This window comes from Paenibacillus sp. JNUCC 34 (assembly GCF_058269055.1).
In genome coordinates this window covers 4,351,998-4,369,196 of the sequence record NZ_CM177770.1, presented here as the reverse complement: position 1 = coordinate 4,369,196, position 17,199 = coordinate 4,351,998, and the positions used below count along the sequence as shown (strand labels likewise).

At 46.8% G+C, this 17,199-nt stretch carries 13 protein-coding genes; 12 read left to right on the top strand and 1 reads right to left on the bottom strand.

All coding sequences use genetic code 11. The annotated features are described in order from the left end of the window. Positions 1 to 16: 16 nt before the first annotated feature. Positions 17 to 880 (bottom strand): AraC family transcriptional regulator, encoded by an 864-nt coding sequence (locus AC2TF5_RS20470; RefSeq protein WP_491298987.1) that lies wholly within the window; start codon positions 878 to 880, stop codon positions 17 to 19. Positions 881 to 1,064: 184 nt separating this feature from the next. On the opposite strand from AC2TF5_RS20470, the gene AC2TF5_RS20465 reads away from it, so the two are divergent. The 12 genes from AC2TF5_RS20465 to AC2TF5_RS20410 all read left to right on the top strand — a co-directional run bounded on the left by AC2TF5_RS20465 (position 1,065) and on the right by AC2TF5_RS20410 (position 17,151). Next, positions 1,065 to 2,240 carry a galactokinase gene (locus tag AC2TF5_RS20465; RefSeq protein WP_491298986.1) on the top strand — a complete coding sequence of 392 codons (1,176 nt, stop codon included), beginning with the start codon at positions 1,065 to 1,067 and terminating at the stop codon, positions 2,238 to 2,240. Positions 2,241 to 2,244: 4 nt separating this feature from the next. Continuing rightward, the gene (gene galE, locus AC2TF5_RS20460) at positions 2,245 to 3,234 is read left to right on the top strand and encodes a UDP-glucose 4-epimerase GalE (RefSeq protein ID WP_491298985.1); all 990 of its coding nucleotides are present in this window, start codon (positions 2,245 to 2,247) and stop codon (positions 3,232 to 3,234) included. 12 nt (positions 3,235 to 3,246) lie between these two features. Next, on the top strand, positions 3,247 to 4,830 hold the full coding sequence (locus tag AC2TF5_RS20455; protein ID WP_491298984.1) for a UDP-glucose--hexose-1-phosphate uridylyltransferase: 1,584 nt from the start codon (positions 3,247 to 3,249) through the stop codon (positions 4,828 to 4,830). A gap of 140 nt (positions 4,831 to 4,970) precedes the next feature. Beyond that, a complete protein-coding gene (locus AC2TF5_RS20450) occupies positions 4,971 to 6,134 on the top strand; it encodes an iron-containing alcohol dehydrogenase (RefSeq protein WP_491298983.1) in 1,164 nt (387 codons plus the stop codon). Between the two features lie 172 nt (positions 6,135 to 6,306). After that, complete coding sequence (locus AC2TF5_RS20445) at positions 6,307 to 6,852, top strand: NfeD family membrane protein (RefSeq protein WP_491298982.1); 546 nt, start codon at positions 6,307 to 6,309, stop codon at positions 6,850 to 6,852. Continuing rightward, on the top strand, positions 6,839 to 8,371 hold the full coding sequence (gene floT, locus AC2TF5_RS20440; protein WP_491298981.1) for a flotillin lipid rafts scaffold protein FloT: 1,533 nt from the start codon (positions 6,839 to 6,841) through the stop codon (positions 8,369 to 8,371). Before AC2TF5_RS20445 ends, floT begins: the two co-directional genes overlap by 14 nt. Positions 8,372 to 8,504: 133 nt before the next feature. After that, entirely contained in the window at positions 8,505 to 9,356 is an 852-nt protein-coding gene (glcT, locus tag AC2TF5_RS20435; protein ID WP_491298980.1) for a glucose PTS transporter transcription antiterminator GlcT, read from the top strand. 283 nt (positions 9,357 to 9,639) lie between these two features. Then, complete coding sequence (gene ptsG, locus AC2TF5_RS20430; RefSeq protein ID WP_491298979.1) at positions 9,640 to 11,697, top strand: glucose-specific PTS transporter subunit IIBC; 2,058 nt, start codon at positions 9,640 to 9,642, stop codon at positions 11,695 to 11,697. A gap of 46 nt (positions 11,698 to 11,743) precedes the next feature. Beyond that, entirely contained in the window at positions 11,744 to 12,019 is a 276-nt protein-coding gene (locus tag AC2TF5_RS20425) for an HPr family phosphocarrier protein (protein WP_208915211.1), read from the top strand. Beyond that, entirely contained in the window at positions 12,012 to 13,727 is a 1,716-nt protein-coding gene (ptsP, locus tag AC2TF5_RS20420) for a phosphoenolpyruvate--protein phosphotransferase (protein ID WP_491298978.1), read from the top strand. The genes AC2TF5_RS20425 and ptsP overlap by 8 nt, the downstream gene beginning before the upstream one ends. Positions 13,728 to 13,906: 179 nt before the next feature. Continuing rightward, positions 13,907 to 16,321 carry a type I pullulanase gene (gene pulA, locus AC2TF5_RS20415; RefSeq protein WP_491298977.1) on the top strand — a complete coding sequence of 805 codons (2,415 nt, stop codon included), beginning with the start codon at positions 13,907 to 13,909 and terminating at the stop codon, positions 16,319 to 16,321. 212 nt (positions 16,322 to 16,533) lie between these two features. After that, a complete protein-coding gene (locus tag AC2TF5_RS20410) occupies positions 16,534 to 17,151 on the top strand; it encodes a 50S ribosomal protein L25 (RefSeq protein ID WP_491298976.1) in 618 nt (205 codons plus the stop codon). The last annotated feature ends 48 nt before the right edge of the window (positions 17,152 to 17,199 follow it).

Sequence of the window (17,199 nt, the reverse complement as noted above, 5' to 3'; positions counted from 1 at the left end):
CTGTCATGGAGTTATTTTAGATACCGGTCATCTCTTTACGGTAACTGGTGGGGGACGTTCCGCAGAATCGCTTGAACTGCCTTGAGAAATATAGCGGATCGGTTAGGCCGACCGAGGCGGAAATCTGCTCGACTGAGAGCTCAGGGCGCTCGCGAAGCAGCCGTTTGGCTTGATCGATCCTTAATTTTAACAGGTATGTCACAGGTGATATGCCTGTTTCTTTTTTGAAAATTCGGGACAGGTATGCGCGGTTATATCCGAGACTTGCGCACATCTGCTCGATAGAGACAGGATGTGCATACTGGGAAGTCATATAGTTAACCATCTGCTTGACCGTTCGTTGCACCTGCGGCTCTACCACCGTTAGCCGGGAAGGTTGAGTGGCGGTGTTCATGATCTCAGCCCAAATGAGGTGCAGGAAGCCGACCGCGGCTGTTTGCGCGCTTTCTTGTTTCATATGGAAACGTTCTTGGATTTGGTGAATATATTCTGGAACTTTGCTGTTTTCGCTTTCATTGATCGTGTTCAGGACTGGGCAACTTGGGAGGAAACCGGCAGACTCCACCAGAGAATGACCTGTTTCTCCAGTGAAAGCGACCCATCGGTATTTCCATGGATCAGAGTGACATGACACATAACTGACGAGCTGACCGGGGTGGATAAGAAAACAGTCACCGGGTCCAAGCTCATAAACATCGGTTTCCGTGCGGAATGTTCCGCGTCCGGATACAATGGCGTGCAGTAAGTAGTAGTCATAGATTTTCGGGCCTAAGGCATGCTCGGGCTTCGTCTGGCTTTCCCCAGCAAAAAGCACATTCAGCTTGCCAAACTCCGCTTGAACCGGATTGGACGATACGGAATAACTTTCCTTTCTCTTCATGGAGGGACCTTCCTTTTTTCATTGGATAAACGTTATGAGAAAACGGTCACAGCTACTTGTAGTTTACAACGCAAGGTCACATTTATCCATATGTATCACACAAGACTGCATTACTCTCTTTACCATAATCTTTTATACTAGGGATATCGGAACTACCATACGTACAGGATGGAGTGATTAACGGATGAATACACAACAGCTAATAAAGATGTTTTTAGAAAAATACGGTGAGGGCAATCATCCGCTTCGGGTGTTTAATGCACCGGGACGCGTAAACCTGATTGGCGAGCATCTGGATTATAACGGAGGGTATGTGCTTCCAGCAGCTCTCGAATTCGGGACAACGCTGATTATCCGGGATCGTGACGATCAGCAGATTTCATTGGCTTCCACGAATATGTCTTACGAAGCAACTCTCTCCATGAAAGATGCTTTTGGCGGGAAAAGCGGCCAGTGGACCGACTATCCGGTAGGCGTCATTCATGAACTGGATAAACTCGGTTATAAACTGACCAAAGGTTATGACCTGCTGTATCACGGTGATATTCCAAACGGAGCAGGACTTTCCTCTTCGGCTTCTATTGAGGTTGTAACCGCTTATGCTCTGTTGTCGATGGCAGGCTGCGAGACAGACACCGTCGAAATTGCGAAGTTGTCTCAGAAAGCGGAAAATCTGTTTGTTGGCGTCAATTCGGGAATCATGGACCAGTTTGCGGTGGCTAATGGACGTAAAGACCACGCTATCTTGCTGATGTGCGATACGTTGGAATATGAATTGGTGCCTTTTGAGACAGGGGCCTACAAAATTGTGATTGCCAATACGAACAAACGAAGAGGTTTGGTGGACTCTAAGTATAATGAACGCCGTGGCGAGTGCGATCAAGCGCTGGAAATTTTGCAAAAGAAAGTTCCATCCCTTCAATACTTGGCTCAGCTGAATCCTGACCAGTTCGTTACCCTGCAGGACAGCATTCTCGACGAAACCGTAAGACGCCGTGCCAAGCATGTGGTGGAAGAAAATCAGCGGGTGCTTGATTCGGTTGAATCACTGAAGAACAACGATCTTGAGGCATTCGGACAATATATGAATCAGTCTCATGATTCTTTGCGCTATTTGTATGAAGTAACCGGAGATGAACTGGACGCGATGGTGGAAGAATTCCAGCTTCAGGAAGGTACTCTGGGAGCACGGATGACCGGTGCCGGTTTCGGCGGTTGTACCGTGGCATTGGTACATGAGGATCATGTCGAGAAGGTAATCGAGGAAGTCACACACCACTATGAAGTCAGAACGGGGCTCAAACCCGAGTTCTATGTGTGCGGCGTTGGTCAAGGTGTACATGAAGTAAAGGAGGCGTAGTAATATGGCGATTTTAGTTACCGGCGGTGCCGGATATATCGGGTCTCATACTGTAGCTGAGCTGCTTACGCGCGGTGAGGAAGTTGTTGTGATCGACAGTCTGGAAACAGGGCATCGGGAAGCTCTTTTGGGTGGAAAGCTCTATGAGGGGGATTTGCGCGACAAGGCGTTGTTGAAAGCGCTGTTCGCCGAGAATAAAATTGATGCTGTTATTCATTTTGCGGCCAGTTCTCTTGTCGGCGAGAGTATGAAGGACCCCGTGAAATATTATGACAACAACGTTAACGGTGCACTATGCCTGCTGGACGCGATGAATGAGGCCGGTGTACGCAAAATCGTATTTTCGTCCACAGCTGCGACGTATGGTGAGCCGGAGAAGGTGCCTATTGAAGAAAAGGACCGCACCCAGCCGACGAATGTATATGGCGAAACGAAGCTGATGATGGAGAGAATGATGTCCTGGTTTGATAAGGTGCTGGGCATTAAATACGTATCTTTGCGTTATTTCAATGCGGCAGGGTCCCATGCTAGCGGCAAAATTGGCGAGGATCATCGTCCGGAAAGTCATCTGATTCCGCTTGTGCTTCAGACGGCTTTGAAACAGCGTGATCACATTTCCGTATTTGGTGAGGATTATCCTACGGCTGATGGTACCTGCATCCGAGACTATATCCATGTAAGTGACCTGGCTGACGCACATATCCGTGCAGTGGATTACCTGCGCCGCGGTGAGGACAGCAATGTGTTCAATTTGGGTAATGGGCTCGGCTTCTCGGTAAAAGAAGTCATCGATACGTCGAAACAGGTAACCGGACGTGACATTCCGGTTGTGATGGAAGCCCGCCGTGCCGGTGATCCGGCTGTTCTGGTCGCCTCGTCCGAGAAGGCTCGCACTGTTCTTGGATGGAGTCCTTCCTACAACAAGCTGGAGGATATCATTGAAAGCGCCTGGAGATGGCATAATAGCCATCCACAGGGGTATGGTGACAACTAAGGGGGACTAACGATGGAAAACCTGACAGCAAGAACTCCCGAAATGGAAGAGACTCTGCACGCGATAGAACGTCTTGTTCTGTTTGCCTTGCGCAAGGGATTAATCCAGGAAGAAGATTACGATTACAGCCGTAACCTGCTCATGGAAGACTTCGGTTTCAGTGAGCCATACGATGGATCGGTGAACGAGGAGATGCTTGACGGCCCGCAGCCGCTGCTGGATATTTTGATCGATTATGCCGCTGTAAATGGAATGATTCCTGAGAATACGGACACTTACCGTGATTTGCTGAACGCCAAAATTATGGGACGTTTGATGGCTCGTCCTTCCGAGGTGGTTCATGCGTTCAATCAGACGGGGCAGAAGCACGGTATCGAAGCGGCAACGAACGATTTTTACAAACTGTGCATCGACTCTAACTACATCAGGATGGACCGGGTGGCTAAAAATGAGTATTGGAAGCATCCGAGTGCGTATGGGGACATCGAAATAACGATCAATCTGTCCAAACCGGAAAAGAGCCCGAAAGAAATCGCTATGGCGAAGCTGCTTCCTCCACCTGTATATCCGAAATGTCAGCTATGTCGTGAGAATGTTGGTTATGCAGGGCGGGTCAATCATCCGGCCCGGCAAAATCTGAGAGTGATTCCGCTGGAATTGAACAAGGAGAAGTGGTTTTTTCAATACTCTCCTTATGTGTACTATAACGAGCATTGTATAGTGCTCCATCATGATCATATTCCGATGAAATTAACAAAAGATACGCTAGCTCGCTTGCTCTGTTTTGTTAAAACGTATCCTCATTATTTCCTTGGGTCAAACGCGGATCTTCCGATTGTTGGCGGATCGATCCTGACACATGATCATTTCCAAGGCGGACGGCATACATTTCCGATTCAAAATGCTCCAAAAGTAGCCGGATTCAAAAATGAGGTCTATCCGGATGTTTCAGTCAGTATTGTCAACTGGCCAATGTCAGTTATCCGTTTATCCTCGAAGGACTCGGACATGCTGCTTGAATGTGCAAATCATATTTATGAATCATGGAAAAGTTACAGTGATCCCTCTGCGGATATCGAGGCGGGCAGCAAGGTGAATGGTCAATGGGTCCGTCACAACACGGTGACTCCGATTGCGCGCCGGAACGATGAGGGCATATACGAGATGGATCTGGTGCTCCGTAACAATCGGACGAACGATGAGTATCCAGAGGGGATTTTTCACCCACATCGCGAAATGCACCATATCAAGAAAGAAAATATCGGCCTGATTGAAGTCATGGGGCTGGCAATACTGCCTGGACGTCTAAAGGTGGAGCTGGATCAAATCGCGGATATTTTGTCAGGAAATGATGCGCTGTATGAAGCGGTACAGTCGGAAGGTCACGCACTTGCGGTTCACCGTGACTGGATTGACCAGTTGAAAGAGCGAACGGGAGCAACAATAACTAAAAGTGAGGCCGTGGATTTGATCCGAAACGAGGTTGGCGGTATTTTCACGACTATACTTGAACAGGCCGGTGTCTATAAGCATACAGCGGAGGGCCGTGAGGCATTCTGCCGCTTCCTCAAAAGTACGGGATATTCAGCTGAGTAATTGCTGGATAATGAAATAACGAAATAGTGACAGCCGCAGTTCCTGTTCGGAACTGCGGCTGTTTGGTTTTGAAAGAACAGGAGAGTATAATTAAATCGTTGATTTCATTATGAGAATAAGTTATTGGAGGTTGAAATGGCATGGGACCTTTTGAGTTTTATAATCCGACAAAATTGTTCTTTGGTAAAGGAAAGCTAAGTACTCTGAAAACAGAAGTACCGAAATATGGACAAAAAGTACTTCTTGTGTATGGTGGAGGCAGCATTAAACGCAGCGGGTTGTATAACCAAGTGGTATCTCTGCTTGGAGAGTGCGGAGCCGAAGTAACTGAACTAAGCGGAGTTGAACCCAATCCGCGCCTGTCGACAGTTCACCGAGGAGTAGAGTTATGCCGCAAGCATCATATTGATCTGATTCTCGCCGTTGGCGGTGGAAGTGTTCTGGACTGCTCCAAGGCGATTGCTGTTGGCGCAAAATACGAAGGCGATATGTGGGATTTTGTGGAGCGTAAGGCAGTTCCTCAGGATGCTCTTCCTCTTGGTACGGTTCTGACGATGGCAGCAACCGGTTCGGAAATGAACGGTGGGTCAGTCATTACCAATGAAGCAACGAAGGAGAAGATGGGCTGGGGCAGCAAGCTGGCATACCCAGCGTTCTCGATCCTTGACCCGGTACATACATTTACATTGCCAAAAGACCAGACGGTTTACGGTATGGTGGATATCATGTCCCATGTGCTCGAGCACTATTTTCATCTAGATACCAATACTCCGATTCAGGATGGCTTCTGTGAGACGATTCTTCGGACCGTTATCGAAACAGCACCTAAACTTATTGATGATCTGGAGAACTTCGAGCTCCGTGAGACGATTATGTACTGCGGAACGATGGCACTGAACGATATGATCAGCATGGGCCTCAGAGGCGACTGGGCCACTCATAACATCGAGCACGCCGTATCTGCGGTATACGATATTCCACATGGCGGAGGTCTTGCGATTCTGTTCCCGAATTGGATGACTTATAATATCGATGTTAATCCAGAGCGCTTCAAACGTCTGGCTGTAAATGTATTCGGCATTGATGAAGCAGGTAAAACAGATAAGGAGGCGGGTCTCGAGGGAATCCAGGCTCTGCGTGATTTCTGGACATCTATCGGGGCACCAAGCACATTGTCTGATTATGATATCGACGGAAGTGATATTGAAGTGATGGCAGATAAAGCAGTACGCTTTGGTCCGTTTGGAAATTTCCGCAAGCTGCAACGGGAAAATGTGGTAGAGATATACAAAATGTCACTTTAGTATAAAAATATTTGAAAACCTGCTCATTCATCATGAGCAGGTTTCTTGTTGTTAAAAATCGAATATAAATAAGTGAGGATCATGTAGATCGAGGTAATTTTTTGAAACGAAGTAAACTTTATTCCGTATTACTTGTTATATACAGTGAGGGATTCTGAAGGAGGCAGTCAAAATGGAGGCGCTGTTTTGGGGATGTCTGATCGGTGGGGTATTGTTTGCCGTTGTGACGGTGCTACTTGGAGATGTTCTAAGTGGAGCGATGGACGGGGTGCTGGATTTTCTGTCCGTTGATTTCTTTAAGCCAGTAGTACTGGCAGCGGGAGTCACTGTTTTTGGAGGTACAGGCATCATGCTGGTAAAGTACACCGGCCTATCCTCAATGCCGCAGGTGGTAATATCTTTGCTTGTTGCTATTCTGTTATCGATCGCGGTGTATTTCGGTTATGTGCGGCCGATGGAGAACAGTGAAAACTCTACAGGATTTTCCATACGCGAACTGCCTGGAAAAATCGGGGAAGTTACGGTCCCGTTGCCGGCTGAAGGTTATGGTGAAGTTATGGTGAGAGTTGGCGCGGGCAATACACTACATATTGCCTCCAGTTTTGACAAAAAGCCAGTGGCTGCCGGGGTCCGGATAGTTGTCGTGGAAGTGGCCGATGGTGTCCTGAGAGTATCCGAGCTGGAAGAGCGAAAGGGAGATGATTATGAACTTACCTGAGTATTTGGTCATACCATCCATTGTTGTAGGGGTCATTATCGTATTGGGTCTGGCTTTTTGGGCCCGTTACAAAACGGTTAGTCCGGATGAAGCGATGATTGTAACTGGGTCGTTTCTTGGCAGTAAAAATATTTCAGAAGATGAGTCCGGGCGTAGAATCAAAATCGTCCGCGGCGGCGGTGCTTTTATTTTACCGGTATTTCAGAAGTCGGAATTTGTTTCACTTTTATCCCACAAGCTTGATGTCATGACGCCAGAGGTTTATACGGAGCAAGGTGTTCCGGTTTTGGCAGACGGGGTGGCGATCATCAAGATTGGAAGCTCTATTGAAGATGTGGCGACAGCAGCCGAGCAGTTCCTAGGTAAACCGATTGAAGCGCTGAAGGGTGAAGCCCAGGAGGTGCTGGAAGGTCATCTGCGTGCCATCCTCGGTTCGATGACTGTCGAGGAAGTATATCGTAACCGGGATAAATTTGCTCAGGAAGTGCAGGGCGTGGCTGCCCGCGATCTGAAAAAAATGGGCCTGCAAATCGTTTCCTTTACCATTAAAGATGTACGCGATAAGCATGGTTACCTGGAGGCGCTTGGTAAGCCGCGGATCGCAACGGTAAAACGTGATGCGGAAATCGCCGAAGCTGAGGCAGTTCGGGATGCTCGTATTCAAAAAGCACGTGCAGAAGAAGAAGGTCAGAAGGCCGAACTGCTGCGCGATACGAACATTGCCGAGGCGGCTAAAGAGAAAGAACTGAAAGTAGCCTCTTTTAAGAGGGATCAGGATACTGCGAAAGCAGAAGCCGACCAGGCATACCATATTCAAGAAGCCAGAGCCAAACAGACGATGGTGGAAGAGCAAATGAAGGTGGAACTCGTCCGAAAAGAGCGGGAAATCGATCTTCAGGACAAAGAAATTGTGGTTCGTCAGAAGCAGTATGATGCGGAAGTGAAGAAAAAAGCCGACGCTGACCGCTACGCGGTTGAGCAGGCTGCGGAGGCGGATAAAGCACGTAAAATGCGAGAAGCTGATGCCTTACAATATTCTATCGAGACTCAGGCCAGAGCTTCTGCTGAGCAGAAACGGTTGGAAGGTCAAGCAGTGGCAGATGCCGAACGCGCCAAAGGTACAGCGGAAGCAGAAGTTATCCGTCTGCGCGGTTTGGCAGAAGCAGATGCAAAAGAAAAGCTGGCTGAAGCATTCCAAAAATTTGGAGAAGCAGCTGTGCTCGACATTATTGTCAAGATGCTGCCTGAGCTTGCCGGCAAAATCGCCCAGCCAATTGCTTCCATTGATAAACTGACGGTAGTAGATACCGGTAAGGGCGAGGGAGCGGCTCGTGTGAGTAATTATGTAACAGAACTGATGTCCACCGCTCCTGAAATGCTGAAAAGTGTATCGGGAATCGATGTCGAGCAGTTGATTCAAAGCTTGACGAAACGTCCTGCGGCTCCGGCCCAGAAGCCGGTTGCTATTGAACCAGAGCGGGTAACGATGGAAGTGGGCGCAGCTAAAGAAGAACAATAACTATCAGCGGACGGCTCTGACTAAAGAGCCGTCCGTTTTTCGCTCCACCTAATGGAAGATACTTGTCTTTGCTGAATCAGCAGTTATCTGTTAGAATTAGCGAGATATATGTGTTATCAAATGGGGTGCGGATGTGAGCAGCTTACGAGTGGCTAAAGTATTGAATAATAATGTAATCATAGCAAAACATCCTCAACATGATGAGGTTGTCGTGATCGGCAAGGGGATCGGTTTTAACCGTAAGACGAATGATATGATAACGCTCTCAGCCGTAGAGAAGATGTTTATTCTGACCAAACCTGAGGAACAGGAGCAGTATAAACAGCTGGTACCCCAGATTGATGAACAGTTAATTGAAGCCATGAATGATATCATCCTCCATGCCACGAAATCCAGTAGTGGGCCGCTGAACGAGCATATACACATTGCTTTGACCGATCATATTGCATTTGCTATTAAACGTCATGCACAAGGTCTTTTAATACATAATCCTTTTTTGTATGAGACAAAGGAATTATATCCTGAAGAATTTGAGATGGCTGAATATGCGGTACAGACGATAAAGAAGCGGATTGGTGTTGATCTTGGGCAAGATGAAGTCGGCTTCATCGCTCTTCATTTTCACGGGGCACTGACAAACCAACATATTTCAGAAGTTAGGAAGTACTCTGAGCTTGTATCGGATCTCGTAAAGGTGGTTGAAGATAAGCTGGCATACAACATTCCTCGGAATTCTCTTGACTACTCCAGATTGATTACTCATCTGCGTTTTGCTTTGGAGAGAATACGGCGTGGAGAATCTGTCGAAGAAGCGGGTGGGCTCGATAGTCTCCTTAAGCGAGAATATCCTGAAATGTATGCGCTCGCCTGGAAGCTAACCAAGATGATGGAACATCGTCTGAAAAAACCGATCTATCCGGCAGAAGCGGGGTATTTGAGTATCCATCTGCAGAGACTTGCTCAAAGAAAAGAGCAAGGTGAATAATTGGTGAATATTTTGTGAGGTATGTCTAATGGACTTGAAACCTGACATTATGGGTGTTACAATACGGACAGTCAATTAACAGAACTACAAATCAACGTGTAACTGATTCGATCAGGCATGAGTGTATAACAGGTCATTTTTGGTTGTTTCTACTCCTTTATGGGTAATCTAACCCATAAAGAATTAGATTTAACCGAATCCTGGTGTATGCTTATGCCTTTTTTTGGTTTGCAGTTTTGCCTCCACACCTTTGATTCGACGACTAGATGGAAGGAGAAATTTTATGTTTAAACGGTTTTTTGGCGTTTTGCAGAGAGTTGGTAAGGCTCTCATGCTGCCAGTTGCCATTCTGCCAGCGGCGGGGCTGCTGCTAGGGCTGGGCAATATGCTGGTCAATCCAGACTTCCTCCAATATGCGCCATGGCTCGATGCAGTCTGGGTTCAATCCGTTGCAACCGTAATGATGAACGCCGGACAGATCGTATTTACGAACTTGTCACTGCTGTTTGCCGTCGGTGTAGCCATCGGATTGGCTGGGGGTGAAGGGGTTGCCGGTCTTGCCGCAATTATCGGTTATCTTGTCATGAACGTGACCATGGGAACGGTGATCGGTGTTACACCGTCCATGATCGGTACCGACAATGCTTATGCAAGCGTGCTCGGCATTCCAACACTGGCAACCGGAGTATTCGGCGGTATCCTTGTCGGTATATTAGCAGCCAGCATGTACAACAGATTTTTCAAAATCGAACTGCCATCCTACCTGGGCTTCTTTGCGGGTAAACGGTTCGTACCAATCATGACAGCAGCTACTTCGGTATTACTGGGCTTGCTAATGACGGTAATCTGGCCACCAATCCAAACGGGATTGAACTCCGCTTCCCACTTCATGCTGGAGCAGAATTTAACACTGTCTGCGTTTGTGTTCGGCGTTGTGGAACGTGGATTGATTCCGTTCGGGTTACATCACATCTTCTATTCTCCGTTCTGGTTTGAGTTCGGTGAATACGTAAACCAGGCTGGACAATTAGTACGTGGGGACCAGAATATTTTTATGGCCCAGCTCCGAGATGGTGTTGAATTTACTGCAGGTACTTTCATGACTGGTAAGTATCCGTTTATGATGTTCGGTCTTCCGGCTGCGGCACTTGCGATTTACCACGAGGCCAGACCAGAACACAAGAAGTATGTTGCGGGTATTATGGGTTCCGCAGCTCTGACTTCCTTCCTGACAGGGATCACAGAGCCGCTCGAATTTTCATTCCTCTTTTTAGCACCGCTTCTGTTTGCGGTTCACGCTGTGTTTGCGGGTCTGTCTTTTATGACCATGCACATTCTGAACACAAAGATTGGTATGACTTTCTCGGGTGGTTTGATCGACTATATGATCTTTGGGGTTATTCCAAACCGTACACCATGGTGGAATGTTATCATCGTTGGTTTGGTTATGGCCGTGATCTACTACTTCGGCTTCCGTTTTGTTATCCGCAAGTTCAATCTGAAAACACCTGGTCGTGAGGAAGCAACCGAGCAGGAAGAGAACAGTGAATCAGGTGGAGGCAGTAAGGATGAATTGCCTTACAATATCCTGAACGCACTTGGCGGACAACCGAACATTGCGCATCTGGATGCTTGTATCACACGTCTCCGTGTCGAAGTAAAAGATAAGGGGAATGTGGATAAAGCTCGTTTGAAAAAGTTGGGCGCTTCTGGTGTACTGGAAGTAGGTAATAATATTCAAGCGATTTTTGGTACCCGTTCGGATACGATTAAATCGCAAATTCAAGACATCATGTCAGGCATTACGCCTGCGCCTTCTGCGACCACAGCCAAGGAGGAACCAGCTGTTGTAGAACAGCAGGCAGCACAGGATGGCGATGCTGTTATCATGGAAGATATCGTCGCTCCGGTTAACGGGGAGTTGATGGATATTTCCAACGTGCCTGATCCGGTATTCTCTGAACGGATGACGGGTGACGGGTTTGCAGTATTGCCACATGATGGAATGATTTCATCGCCGGTTTACGGTAAAGTATTCAATGTATTCCCGAGCAAACATGCGATTGGCATCATGTCGGACGGCGGTAAAGAAGTGCTTGTTCATATTGGTGTAAATACGGTTAAGTTAAAGGGACAAGGCTTTAAAGTGCTTGTTAACGAGGGCGACCTTGTATCGGCTGGTCAGCCAATTATGGAAGTAGATCTGGAGTATGTGAAAGAGCATGCTAAATCGATTATTTCTCCAGTCATCTTCTCCAATCTTCCTGAGGGAGTGTCGGTGACGCTCAATAAAACAGGTGTCGTCAAATCAGGTGAACCCAATATCATTACGATTAAATAGATTTTTTGGGTAAATATTTAAAAATGAAGAAAGAGGGATGAAAAACATGCAAAAAACTTTCAGAATTATCGACGAGGATGGAATCCACGCACGCCCAGCTACAGCTTTGGTGAACACAGCTAACAAATTTAAGGATACAGAATCTTTTGCTGAGGCTAATGGTAAAAAAGTAACTTTAAAATCAATTCTAGGTGTTCTGTCTCTGGGATTGGAGCAAGGCGATACACTTACGCTGATCTCGGAAGGAGCAAGTGAGAACGACGCGCTGTCCGCACTCTCGGACGTTATGATTAACGAAGGGCTGGGCGAACTCAATGAATAATATTAAGGGAATCGCGGCATCGGCAGGTATTGCTATTGCTCGTGCATTTACCTTGGAGCATCCGGATTACACCATAACAACTCAACATGCGGAGGACGTTAACAGTGAGGTTGCGAAGCTGGATGCCGCGCTGGATAAATCCCGTGCAGAGCTGGAAGCAATCAAGGAACAGACCCGTCAAGAGCTGGGTGAAAAGAAGGCTGAGATTTTCGAATCTCACCTTCTGATCCTGGATGATCCTGAGCTTATCACTCCGGTTAAAGATAAAATTGCCGCTGAATCGGTAACTGCAGAATACGCATTGAATGAAACAGCTGAGCAATTCATCAAGATGTTTGAAAACATGAAGAGTGCTTATCTGCAAGAGCGTGCAGCTGATATGCGTGATGTAACAAAGCGTATACTTAAGCATTTGCTTGGACTGAACTATGTAAGTCCGTCAGAGATTAACGAAGAAGTTATTGTCATTGCTGAAGACTTGACACCATCGGATACTGCACAGCTGAATCGTAAATATGTCAAAGGTTTCACAACGAACATTGGCGGACGCACTTCACACTCGGCTATCATGGCTCGCTCACTCGAGATACCTGCAGTCGTCGGAACGAAAAACGTTCTTTCCTTGGTGAAAAACGGTGATCTGATCATTGTCGACGGTCTTGAGGGGAATGTACTGATTAACCCTTCCGAGGCGACGGTTGCGGAATATCGTAGCAAACAGGAGTCTTATGCAAAGCAGGTTGAAGAATGGAGAAAGCTTCGCAATGAGCCTACGGTTTCGAAAGACGGGGTTCATGTTGAGCTTGCAGCTAACATCGGTACGCCAAATGATGTAGCCGGTGTTCTGGATAACGGTGGCGAAGCTGTAGGTCTCTATCGTACGGAGTTTCTGTATATGGGACGTGACAAATTACCTTCCGAAGAAATTCAGTACAATGCCTACAAGACAGTACTTGAGAGAATGGAAGGGAAGCCTGTAGTTGTCCGTACGCTTGATATCGGCGGCGACAAAGAGCTGCCTTATCTGGATCTGCCGAAAGAGATGAATCCGTTCCTTGGATTCCGGGCTGTACGTCTATGTCTGGAGCGTCAGGATATATTCAGAACCCAGCTTCGGGCACTGCTTCGGGCAAGTGTTCATGGCAATTTGCGGATTATGTTCCCAATGATTGCTACACTGGGTGAATTCCGCGAAGCCAAAGCTCTTCTGGAAGAAGAAAAGAGTAAGCTGATCTCTGAAGGTACGGCTGTATCGGAAAACATTCAGCTGGGCATCATGGTGGAGATTCCATCCACGGCTGTTATGGCTGATCAGTTCGCGAAGGAAGTGGACTTCTTCAGTATCGGAACTAATGATCTGATTCAGTACACCATGGCTGCTGACCGGATGAATGAACGGGTATCCTATCTATACCAACCGTACAATCCGGCTATTCTCCGTCTTGTGAAAATGGTTATTGATGCTGCTCACCGTGAAGGCCGCTGGGCCGGCATGTGCGGTGAGATGGCAGGAGACGCTATTGCGATTCCACTGCTGCTCGGTCTTGGCTTGGATGAATTCAGCATGAGTGCAACATCGATCCTCCCAGCGCGCAGCCAGATTTCCCGCCTGTCCCGTGCAGAAATGCAGGAACTTGCGGTAAAAGCGCTGGATATGCGCACAGCAGAAGAAGTTGTTGAGCTTGTGAAACAAGTAACTGCTGAATAAGCAATGAACAAGTTATATGAATGATCAAGGTTTCTGAAATTTTATCAAGGGTATTTCATAGCATCCGTCTTTTATAGACGGGTGCTTTTTTTAATCGTAGACGGAAACCCAAACCGAATGGCGCCGCCTAGCATAAACTGAAAGTGTAGGCGATTTATCAGCTCAAAGAGGTCTGTACTATGAATCAGGCACCAATACTATTAAATGATTCCACTTTAAAAGTGACGGTGATAATGATGAGTATGGACATGATCAATCCTATTACGGATATAAATCTTGGAGTAACTTATGGAAAGAATCAAAGCTACTTCAGCCTGTGGGCACCAACGGCCCGCGTGGTATACCTTGTATTGTATGAGGATGCAGGGAATTATGATGAATCCGGGGCAGTCACGAATCATGATGGCGGACAAGAAATCCGGATGACCCTTGGAGATGAGGGGATTTGGACTTTCATTATTGCCGGAGATATGCAAGGCAAATATTATCTTTACAAAATAGAACAGGATTACGGTGAATACCGGTTTGCTGTAGATCCGTATGCAACAGCAGTGTCAGCCAATGGGTGCCGTGGAGCGATCGTTGATCCGGAAGTCTGTCGTCCGAAGAACTGGGATCTCGATAAGCGGCTTTCATTGATACAGCCGACAGATGCAGTGCTGTATGAACTGCATGTAAGGGATTTTTCTATGTCACCGGATTCCGGTATGAAATATAAAGGGAAGTACAAGGCGTTTACAGAAACGGGTTTAAGTGATGAGCATGGTAACAGCTTGGGGATTGACCATCTGGCTGAGCTGGGCGTAACTCATGTGCATTTACTGCCCATATTTGATTTTAAGACGGTTAATGAGCTTGAGGGAACAGGCCCTGATTATTCGGGGCAAGAATACAACTGGGGTTATGATCCGCAAAATTATAACGTACCAGAGGGTTCTTATTCAACCGATCCGACAAAGCCGGAGGTTCGTATCCGAGAATGTAAAGAAATGATACAGGCACTTCACAATAAGGGTATTAGAGTCATTATGGATGTGGTGTTCAACCATACCTATACCGTAGATGACGGACCGTTCGAACCGATTGTTCCCGGATACTTCTACCGTCAAGATGGGAACGGTGGCCTGTCCAACGGGTCGGGAGTAGGTAATGAACTGGCGACTGAAAAACCGATGGTACGAAAATATATTAAAGATTCACTGCGCTATTGGGCTGAGGAATATCACATGGACGGCTTCCGGTTTGATCTCATGGCACTAATAGATACGACGACCATTTATGAGATCGTAGAAGAGCTTCGACGTGAGGTAAATCCGTCTATTTTAATTTATGGAGAGCCTTGGACAGCAGGGGACAGCCCGCTGCCAAATAAGACTGTCAAGGGAACACAGCAGGGGAAAGGTTTCGCCGTGTTTAACGATCACTATCGTCATGCGATTAAAGGTGACAATGACGGAAGTGGCAAAGGATTTGCTACTGGGGAACCTTGGTGTGCGGGAGCTGTAGCTGAAGGCATGATGGGATCGATCCACGATTTTACCCAAGATGCCTCTGAGACAATCAACTACGTGACTGTGCATGATAATTTAAATTTGTGGGATAAGGTTCTCACCTCCATGGGGAAGGGGGATGAAGCGGGATTACTTCACATTAATAATGGAGCTCCTGCAGATGGCGGAGACATTTGGGAAAAAGTGTCCGATTGCCGGCCTTATTTCGCTGTTTCGGATCACGATATCATGGATTCGGAGCCAGTGCGCCGGAGTTTGCTCGCCAACAGTATTGTGTTATTATCTCAGGGAATTCCGCTTATTCACGCAGGTGACGAACTGCTGAGAAGTAAGTTTGGCGATCATAACAGCTACCGGAGCGGAGATGTGGTTAACGCCATAAGGTGGATAAATAAAGAGCGTTTTCTTCCTGTTTATCAATATTATAAAGGACTGTTGGATCTGCGTCGGGCACATTCAGCTTTCAGGATGTATAATCGTGAGCAGATTGAAAATCATATGGAGATTATTCACTGCGGCGATCAGACGGTGGCTTACCACCTGAATAACCATGCAAATGGAGATAGTTGGAGTGATATTGTTGTCATCGTTAATGGAGGCTGCAACGAAACGATGTTGGATCTGCCTGCTTCACCATATTGCTGGAATGTGGTGGTGAATGAGAAGAAAGCAGGAGTAGAGACGCTTATGACGGTCGACACCTCCGAGATCGCTGTTCCGGGATTGTCAGTGATGGTACTACGTGCAGATAAGCAGCGGCCGAAAAAAAATCTTGTCACCATTGAACTGGAATATGAGCGTGCAGATGACAAGTATGACGGATGGAACTTATGGGTATGGGGTACAGGTGTAAAGGATGGCAAGATTGGTTTTACACAAAAGGATGATGGAGGAGTTACAGCAATAATTCGTGCGGCATCTGATGTGAATCGAATCGGCTGTATTGTCCGCTTGAACGACTGGGAAGCGAGAGAGTGGGACCAAGACCGTTTTATCGTGCTTCCTCCAGGGGAGAAGTTGTTGAAGATCAAGGTGATTAACGGAAGCGGGGAAGGGAGTTCCCTTTCAGATTTAGCCAGTTAAACTAAGCAAAAGGAGCCTTCCGATAATCGGAAGGCTCCTTTTAAGAGATAAGAAAAGTATAAATATCGGAGTAAACGGCATCCTTATCTCGCAAAAAACTACGACTAAGTGTGTTTTCTTATAAAATCAAAGAAAAAATAATTGTTTCACTACCAAGGAAATAGGGTAATGATTAGTTAGACTTTGTTTTCATAATAAGGAGGATGTAAATCATGTCGTCAAAAGGAAACAATGTTCAACTAGCAGCTGAAATTCGGAATGAATTTACGCGGGCTTCACGCCGCCGCATTCGTCAAAATGGAGGTCTTCTCGGAGTTGTATACGGCTCGGATTCGGAAAGCATTCCGGTGTCCGTTAATCTGAAAGAAACAGCAAGACTGTTTCAGACAGGACGTTCCGAAGTGTTTGATCTTAACATTCCAGGATCTGACCCGGTTCCCGTACTGATTAAAGATGTTCAGAAACGTGGAGAAAAAGTAATACACGTCGATTTCCTGCATATTTCGATGAATAAGTCGGTTCGTGTCTCAATTCCTCTGGAGTATCAGGGAGAAGCTATAGGCACGAAAAGTGGCGGTATTTTGCAAATTCAGGAAATAGTGCTTGAAGTTGAAGGAATGCCAGGAGATCTTCCGGTAACGATTGAAGCAGATGTTTCCGGGCTTGAGATTGGCGATAAACTAACAGTTGCTGATCTTAAACTTCCGTCAGGTATAACATTGATGGCAACTGGTGAAGAGATTCTTGCATCAGTTAATATTCCGCGCGCTGTAGTAGCAGCTCAGGTTGACGATGAGAAGGCGGAAGAAGCAAGCGAGACGAAAAGCTAAAAACGGACTTATAATTCAGCCCTCTGGAATAAACCGGAGGGCTTTTTA